5 protein-coding genes and 2 pseudogenes are annotated in these 8,866 nt (G+C 32.6%); all 7 read left to right on the top strand.

What is annotated here, in order from left to right; translation table 11 throughout:
• Positions 1-730: pseudogene (locus C7381_RS08490) on the top strand (M56 family metallopeptidase); the annotation flags it as partial.
• A 311-nt stretch (positions 731-1,041) separates the two neighbouring features.
• Positions 1,042-1,524 (top strand): matrixin family metalloprotease, encoded by a 483-nt coding sequence (locus tag C7381_RS08485; protein WP_245893837.1) that lies wholly within the window; start codon positions 1,042-1,044, stop codon positions 1,522-1,524.
• Positions 1,525-1,539: 15 nt separating this feature from the next.
• The gene (locus C7381_RS08480) at positions 1,540-2,157 is read left to right on the top strand and encodes a hypothetical protein (RefSeq protein ID WP_116480621.1); all 618 of its coding nucleotides are present in this window, start codon (positions 1,540-1,542) and stop codon (positions 2,155-2,157) included.
• Positions 2,158-2,771: 614 nt separating this feature from the next.
• Positions 2,772-3,239 (top strand): annotated as a pseudogene (locus tag C7381_RS08475) (lysine--tRNA ligase); the annotation flags it as partial.
• Between the two features lie 129 nt (positions 3,240-3,368).
• Positions 3,369-6,176 (top strand): AAA family ATPase, encoded by a 2,808-nt coding sequence (locus tag C7381_RS08470; RefSeq protein WP_116480619.1) that lies wholly within the window; start codon positions 3,369-3,371, stop codon positions 6,174-6,176.
• Positions 6,176-6,964, top strand: a complete 789-nt coding sequence (locus tag C7381_RS08465) for a hypothetical protein (RefSeq protein ID WP_116480618.1) — start codon at positions 6,176-6,178, stop codon at positions 6,962-6,964. The genes C7381_RS08470 and C7381_RS08465 overlap by 1 nt, the downstream gene beginning before the upstream one ends.
• Before the next feature lie 217 nt (positions 6,965-7,181).
• On the top strand, positions 7,182-8,504 hold the full coding sequence (locus C7381_RS08460) for a copper amine oxidase N-terminal domain-containing protein (protein ID WP_052085333.1): 1,323 nt from the start codon (positions 7,182-7,184) through the stop codon (positions 8,502-8,504).
• The last annotated feature ends 362 nt before the right edge of the window (positions 8,505-8,866 follow it).

Genomic DNA, 8,866 nt, shown 5'->3' with positions numbered 1-8,866 from the left:
ATGGCTAAGCTTAAAATATATAGACCAAGATATAGAAATAAATTGCGATAAGCTAGTGGTTCAACAATTAGGCGACACAATAAAAAATAGAAAAGAATATTGCATATCAATGCTAAAGTTATTAGAGATAAAAAGCAATATAAATAATTTTGCTTTAAATTTAAACCCAAATAAAGAAAGGATGCTTATTATGAAAAAATGGAAAAAGACACTTGCAGGTTTGATGGTTTTTATGTTTGCGTTTACATTTTGTTTACCAGTATTTGCCAATGTGGCCGATCTAAATCAAGATAGGATTGATACAAAAGGTGAAATAGTCACTAATATAAACTCGGAATTTGGAGATAGGGTTCAAATAATAAGTGACGAAGAGTATCAAAAGTTAGAATTAGGAGAAGTGTCAAGTATAGGACTTAGATCAGCAAATATAGACGAGAGTATTAGGTTAGATAGATTTGCTAATACAGAATATAAATTTAACATGGATACATGGATAGGTCCAGTACATGATGGATTTACAGTTAGATTAAAAGATATGTCTTGCTCCGGAGGAGTTGATTATTCTGTAATTATTGAAGAAGATGGAAAAATTATCTATGATGAAAGATTTGCTTCAGACTCAACATTAAAAGTAAAAGCTTATAGGGGTAGTAAATATATAGTTACGATTATTAATCAAACAAATTCAACATTATCAGGAAAGGTAAAGATAAACTCATATGTAAGATAGATAGGAGGTGAAATAATGGATTTAAATCCTATGAGATATAGTAATGGCGATTAGTTTAGATGCTATATTATATAATATAGCTAGAAACAACAGTTGGAAAAATAGGATATATTTGATTTTAATGTCAAATATATTTAGGTTAAGCAAAATTATAAGAGGGAGGTAATTATCGTGATTTATACGAATCCTCAAAGGTATAAGAATGGAGATGGTATAGAGTTTAGTTTTGGGTGATTAGAGAAATGTACTCATTTCAATTTATACGCTTAGATAATAAATCAAGCGATCAAAATCATAGAAAGGAGAAACTTATGAAAAAAATCAGTGTCTTTGCCATATTACTGATGGTTTTATTGATGACAACAATTACATCGTATACCGCTTTACAAGGTTGGGATTTAGTCGATGATGGGAAACATTTGGATTGGGATAGTGACACCAAATACCTAAGTAGTGTTCAATCAGGAGTTAATCTCTGGGAAGGTCATCGTTCAGGAGTAATTAGACCTGACTCAATTTTCGTTGTAGAGGATGTTTTTATTAGTGATTATTATGAAGTATCAACTACTATGGGTTACACAAGTTCTAATGGTACAATAAAATTCAATGATTATAATTTTGAAGACATGACATCTGCTCAGCGAATAAAAACTGCTACTCACGAATTGGGTCATGCACTTGGATTGGACCATACTGATGGTACAAAAGATATTATGCAACAAGGAAAGTTAAGCATAACAAGCTTATCATCAACTGATAAATCCTCGTATGACGAAGCTTATAATAACTATTAGAAAGGAGATGTAGGGATGAATAGAATATCAAAGAAATCCACGATTTGTGCAATTCTGTGCATGTTGTGCTGTGTTATCATTTTTGCTGGATGTGGAAAGTCTAATGAGAACGTCAAAAATCAAGATTCAATTAGTTATTTACATGCTGACTTTGCTATAGATATGAATAATCCAAATGAGGTCATCGGTTTTTCAGATCATTATTTTATAGCTAAGGTGGTTAAAGAAGAAAAGGTTGAGTATAGAGATCCGGTAGTTGTGGAAACTAAAAACGGTACGAAGGAAGTTAGTACGCCGTATACTCATTACACTATTCGTGTTATCAAAAATATAAAAGGAGAGTTGCCAACTGAGGAGAATATACTTTTAATTAAGTGTGGAGGAAGGTCAAAAGATGGGCAAATGATTCTTTACGAGAATGATCAACTCTTGGTTGAAAACTCGACATATATTTTTGCGGCATGTGTACAGCCGGATGGTTCTTTGTTGATTTCGGGACCGAATTTATCCGAAATAATTGATGAGCCTAAATTATCTTTAAAAGAAGTAAAAGAGGAGACCTTAGGCAAATATGTAGAAATGTACAAGCAAGAAGTAAAATATGACAGAGAACGATTTGAATATAAAAAGTAAGATTCTGTTCCTTCATTTTTACTTAAACTAAAATTTTGAGGCTCTATAATATCTATGGGGGAGTAAAACCCTCCATAGATATTTTTGGGTATGACGGGTATGTTCTAATGCTGGGGTGAAAATCCCTACAGAGCGTAGTTACCAACGAATCTAATAGCGACTTGCAAGTTTTAGATGGTGACATCTAGGAGAGAAGAAGCAATAGCGAAATCGTGGCTTGACGAACAGGAACAGAATACAAGGCGTAACAGGTGGGCAGGCTAGCAACAGATAGCAAAGACCCAAAAGGTAACCGTAAACCCAAGGCGTAAATTCTGCAAGTAAACGATGAAAGTATTAGGGCTTATCCCGTGAGGTCTCATAGACGACACAGTAGTAACAACGAACTATGAGAAGTCAGCAGAAGTCATAGTAGGTGGAAACACCGAAGGGCTAAACAATTTAACAGCACAATGAAATTTATATTTTAGAATTTACGACAGCTTACGACAAATTTACGACAATTTGCTAGAAATCTATGGGCACTTATAGAGAGTTAGCAAATTGTCGTAAATATAGAAGCACCAAAAAATAGACTTTTATAGAGATTTAGACAATTATCTAAAGTAAAGGGGATTTTCCCAACGATGAAACCGCTTGCAAAAGATCTTGCTGAAAACGGCGAATCATCAAAACACGACGAAGAACCTAAGGTTGCAAAAAAGCTCGACTTGTCGAAAGTTAAAGTTGAACCTCTTTTCGAAGATTTTGTAGACTTTGAAAAATTCTCAGAATCAGATTTCAGAGTTGTTAAATTTAAAGCATGTGAAGAAGTTCCAAAATCAAAGAAACTCTTAAAGTTTACTCTTGACGACGGAAGCGGAAAAGACAGAACAATCTTATCAGGTATCAAAAATTCCTATAGCGCAGAAGAACTTGTAGGAAAAACTCTTCTTGCAATAACGAATTTACCACCAAGAGAAATGATGGGAATTGAATCTTGTGGAATGCTTCTTTCAGCAGTCTGCGACTATGATGGAGAAGAACTTTTAAATTTAATAATGCTTGATGGAAATATTCCGGCAGGCGCAAAAATATATTAATAAATTAAGCAACTATATTAGTCGTATAGTTGCTTTTTATTTTGTGAATAGCCAAGTGTATTTTGATTGATAAAGAGTTCGTTTAATGTTATAATTATTGTAAAGAAAAGTGATTTTAGTGGAGGTATTATGTCTAGATATTTGATAGGAAATGGAAACGATCAATGGCAGTTTTCAGCCGCATTTAATGCATGCAAAGATGGGGATGTGTTAGAATTAGCTGAAGGATTAAATCTTTCACTTGGAACTTCAGTTCTAATTATAGACAAGAATATAAGTATAGAAGGCACGCCAAATACCAATAATGAAATTACAAATAAAATTATGGGATTTGTAAAGGTTTTAAATGGTGTAAATGTCAATATATCAAATATTTTCTTTGAAGCGAGTGATAAAGGAAATAACGTTTTTGCAGTTAAAGGTAATTCTACGGCAAAGTTATCTAATGTTATTATTGAACAAACTAATAATTTGAAAATCGGCTCAAATGAACAATTTTATCCGGAAGTTTATGTTGGAGGGTTTTCGAAATTAATTCTTGAGAGAGCATTTATGCCTGAAAAAAATGGATTGTTGACAAGAATTCTAGTTGAGGCTGGATGCCTCGAAGTTAGAAATTCAGTTTTAAATACTTTAGTTCAAGCATATCAGTCAGAAATCACGGCATTTTCAAGTACAATCAAGAGATTTAATGGTAATGCAGTGCATTTAGTTAAGTCTTTTGCTACGCTTCAAAATACGTTTATCCAAGGCGGAGACAATGAAAAAGAATTCCCCGCTATGTATATAGACAGGTCAAATGTTTTGTGTATAGACACCAATGTTTCTCAATCACAATTTCACGCTTGTGTTGGATTGGTAAATAACTCTTATTTAAGTTTGAAAAATGGTAATATATCTTCAATTCATTGTGATTTAAGTACCGTTGATATGATGAATACGAATATTATTGAATGCATTACAGGGCAAAATAACTCAAAGCTAGTCTCTAATGACAATATTAATATTATGGGCGAAAATAAGACAAGGGTTGACATTTTCTTAAATGATTATTCGATTTTTAGAGCGGCACATGTTAATCTAAATAGAATTATAGAGCCAAATATTAGAGTTTCAAATAATTCATTACTACTTATTGATGAATTGACTTATAATCAAACATGGGACTATGAAAAGATAAATCAAATTCAAATGGAATGCAAAGATGGCGGAAGAATCGAGGTCGAATCTTTACAACAACAAGAAAGAGTTGAAAGTAACGACTTTGGTGATCAGTCCGACGATAATTTCGATAAAGACTTTGAAGTAGAGGTTTCAGATGATCCACAAGCTGAACTCGATAAGCTTATCGGGCTTCATTCTGTAAAAGAAGAAATAAATAAGATGGTAAGGATGGTTGAGTTCAACAAGAAAAGAGTTGAGCAAGGTCTCAAGCCCGAAGAAAATTCGCTTCATTCTGTTTTCCTGGGAAATCCTGGAACGGGAAAAACGACGGTTGCAAGACTTATCGGAGAAATTCTATTTAAAAACGGGGCACTCCATAATAAGGAAAAATTTATTTTTGTCGAAGCATGTGAATCGGACCTTATTTCGTCGTATGTCGGAAAGACTGCAGAGCAAACCTATGAGCTTTTGGAAAAAGCAAAGGGTGGAATTTTATTTATAGATGAAGCGTATACTTTAAATAAAGGCGACTCTTCAGTGAATTTCGGACAAGAAGCGATAAATACGATTCTTAAATATATGGAAGACCATAGAAATGAAATTATGATTATTTTTGCCGGTTACACAAAAGAGATGGAGCAATTTCTCGAGACAAATCCCGGCTTAAAATCGAGAGTCGCAAATAAGTTTGTTTTCGAAGATTACACAGGAGACGAAATTGTTCAAATCGGAGAAAATATTTTAAAAGACAAACAATATGTTCTTGAAGATGAGGAACACTACAAAAAGAGTGTTAAAGATGCATACGAAATGTCAATTGACAAGTCGAATGCAAGATGGATCAGAAATTTCAACGAAAAACTTTTGAAGGTTTTTGCAAAGAGGGTTCTTGAAGAAAATTCTGACGATATGGCGACTATAAGAAATTCTGACATTGATGAAGTGTTTAACATTGGAAAATATCAAAACTATGAGGGCAAAGATGAGGATGCATATGAAAAGCTTGATAAACTTATCGGTATCGAGCAAGTTAAGAGTCAGGTTGCGGAATTTATTTCAATTGCAGAGTTAAATAAAAAAAGGCGTGATCAAGGCCAGGCAAACCAAACATTTTCATTACACTCATTATTCCTTGGAAATCCGGGTACAGGAAAAACTACGGTTGCAAGAATACTTGGAGATATTTTATATCAAAAGTCGATTATAAAGGACAATAAATTTATAGAGGTATCTAGAAGTGACCTTGTAGCCGGATATGTGGGACAAACTGCAATTAAAACGAGAGAAGTTTTGAAGTCGGCTCTAGGTGGAGTACTTTTCATAGATGAGGCTTACAGTTTATGTCAAAACGGCTCAAATGATTTTGGAAACGAAGCAATTGACGAGATTCTTAAATTCATGGAAGACAACAGAGACAATATAGTCATAATTCTTGCCGGGTACAACAGAGAGATGGCTGAGTTCTTAAAGATGAATTCCGGACTTGAGTCAAGAATTCCAAATAAGTTCACATTTGAAGATTATTCGATTGACGAAATCGTAAAAATCGGTTTAATGTATTTGGAAAAGTTCGGATATGTTGTCGACAAAGACTTGTACAGAGATGTTGTTGCCGAAAATTATGCTATGTCAAATGATAATTCAAACGGCAGATGGATAAGAAATTTAAATGAAAAACTTATAAGAATTATGAGCCAAAGAGTTGCACAAACGAATACGGATGATCTTAACACAATTGCAACTGAAGATTTGATGAAAATGAGGAATAGATAATGAGTGACGATTATGTAAAGCCACCTTCAAAGAACGATGATTATGTAAAGCCGACTTCTAGTAAAGAAGAGGTTGTTAAACCGGCTTCAAATAGCGATGACTATGTAAAGCCGCCGTCAGCAACAAAAAACAATGCACATGACGATTATGTCAAACCTCCGCAAAAAGGAAGTCAGGATTATAATGCAGGAAAAAATAGCGACAATAAGAGAGCTTGGATAATAAAAGGTGATATAAAACCAAGTGAATATAAGAAGCCGACAAAAGGACCTGCCCCGATGAATAATGAAAATAAGTCGAAGGACCCGTATGACAATCCGTCATATTTTGGCACCCCAAAAGTAGGAATAGGATTTTATATAAACTCTTATATAATAATTTCTATACTGTATACTTTATTTATAAGTAAAGGGGACTTTGCCTCCAATGTATTTGCAATTATTTATTTTTTAATTTCGAATTACACTTATTCGTGGTATGCGGATTATAAAAGGTACAAAGGTGAAATGCTCTGGCTTTTCAACCCTTATGGAACTATGAAATTGGCGGGTGCTGCAAGTTTATTTATGGATCCTAGAAAGGGGACCGTTAAAAAGGGAATGTTCGGCAACCTTAAAGTTGATAGTTCAAGAAGTATCACAAAAACGTTATTAATTTTTATAGTTGTACTTGTTGTTACTGAAATTTTAAAGTATTTCATAAATTTCTTTGTCGCATTTGCATCTCTGTTTTTCCATAAAAGCACAATCAGAAAATATAATGAAGCAGTGGATCAGGCTAACAGATAAAACTGCATAAATACTGTATATTAAAATAAAAGCTTTTCGAAAGAAAAGCTTTTATTTTATATTTTTTCAAAAAACAGAACAATTTTATAAAAGAAAAAATATAAAAATATGATATAATGCGTATAAATAATGACTCGGATTTGATACAGCTTTTTTATAATATAAAAAAGTAGAAACTCCGATGCATATTTAAATTATTTATTCAGGAGGAAAGTATATGGATAGAAATAATAAAAACGCAAGATATGGAATGAGAAAGCTCGCTGTAGGATTTGTTTCATGTATGTTGGGACTCTCAATGGTTTTCGCATCAGTTCAAGGCACAGTTGCAAAAGAAGAAGCAAAAACAGACAAGAAAACAGAAGTTGTTGAAGTTGCTGAAAAAGAATTGACTAAAGAAGAACAAATAAAATTGGCCAAAGAAGAATTAAAAGCCTATCTTGACACTATTGATGAAAGCGTTATTGACAACCCTGCAATAAAGTACGAAGACGAAAAAGTAAAAGATGAAATAAAAGCTGCAATTAAAAGAGCAAAGGAACTTTTGGAAGACAAAGATATTGATGATGCAAAGCTTGAAGAAATTAAAAAAATTCCATTTAAAAAAGTAAATGGCAAAAAACAAGGACTCTTTAGAGATTTTACAAGAAAAGCACTTGTAGATTTTGAAGTTGCAGGTGAAAGAGATACTGAAAATCCGCATAATAAGAAAAAATATGTAAGTTTAAAAGATAACAAATTTACAATAAAAACAAGCTTAAAAGATTTGAAAAAATCAGGTGAAGATAAAAAAGTTTATTTCAAGATAAACTACGTAACTGATGAGCAATACAAAGAAATCAAAGTAGATGCAATGTCTTCATCAACACCAAAATACAATAAACAAGAGCTTCCTGCAGAAGACTACACATTAAAAGCAGTCGACGGCGGATACGAAGTTGAAATAACAAAACTTCCTGAAAACACAGTCCTTGTTAAACCTATTGTTATTATAGAGCTTGCAAAAGGTACAAAGTTTGAAAATGGGGATATAGTTTTTGTAAAAAAAGCGAATACGGAAGTTAAAGAAACCAAAGAAGAAAAGAAAGAAAATGTCAAGGAAGAAAATAATGAAGCAAAAGCAACTTTTAAATTCTTCATTGACAAGAGTGAATATGTAAAGACAGTTGACGGCAAAGAAGAAACAGTGCAAATTGATGTCGCACCGTTCATTCAAAATGACAGAACAATGTTACCGTTAAGATATTTAGCTGAAGCTATAGGTGCTGAAGTTAAATACGAAAAAGAAACCAGAACTGCATCATTCACAAAAGATGGAATTGTTGCATCAATTCAAATCGATGGTGATAAAATAAAATTATCAGATGGTAAGGAAATTACTATGGATTCGAAACCTATTAATAAAAATGGAAGAATCTTTGTAAGCCTTACAAATGTTTCAAAAGTATTTAATTTAACAAATGGCAATAGTGACGATGAAATGAAACAAGACATCGAATGGGATAAAAAAGAAAGATCGGTAACTGTTATTGCTAAATAGCGAACAAAAGAGTCTCTTTATGAGGCTCTTTTTTTTAAATATTATATGAAGATATTATAAAAAATAAAATATTTTAAAAAATTAGAAAAAACACTTGACACCACAAAATATTTGTGCTAAGATATAAAAGTTAAGTCAAACAGGACGAAAAAATTTAAAAATATTTTAAAAAAGTTCTAAAAAAGACTTGACAAATAAAAGATAGTGTGTTACACTATATAATGCACCTCAAAAGAGGAGCAAGAACCTAAAAAATGAAATAATGTAAAAAGTAGACAAGAATCTAACTACAAAGTTAATTCAAAAGTGGAAGCAAAAACCACTAAAAAAAGCAAATAATAAAGAGCTTGGCTCAAACTTTC

It is taken from the genome of Ezakiella coagulans, from assembly GCF_003096635.1.
Classification (GTDB): domain Bacteria; phylum Bacillota; class Clostridia; order Tissierellales; family Peptoniphilaceae; genus Ezakiella; species Ezakiella coagulans.
Note: the sequence above shows the minus strand (reverse complement) of the source record. Positions and strands in the feature narration are given on the sequence as shown.

What these genes read in the sequence shown, in the direction of transcription:
- C7381_RS08485 (WP_245893837.1), top strand. Translation starts at nt 1,042, where the DNA reads ATGAAAAAAATCAGTGTCTTTGCCATATTACTGATGGTTTTATTGATG.
- C7381_RS08480 (WP_116480621.1), top strand. Translation starts at nt 1,540, where the DNA reads ATGAATAGAATATCAAAGAAATCCACGATTTGTGCAATTCTGTGCATG.
- C7381_RS08470 (WP_116480619.1), top strand. Translation starts at nt 3,369, where the DNA reads ATGTCTAGATATTTGATAGGAAATGGAAACGATCAATGGCAGTTTTCA.
- C7381_RS08465 (WP_116480618.1), top strand. Translation starts at nt 6,176, where the DNA reads ATGAGTGACGATTATGTAAAGCCACCTTCAAAGAACGATGATTATGTA.
- C7381_RS08460 (WP_052085333.1), top strand. Translation starts at nt 7,182, where the DNA reads ATGGATAGAAATAATAAAAACGCAAGATATGGAATGAGAAAGCTCGCT.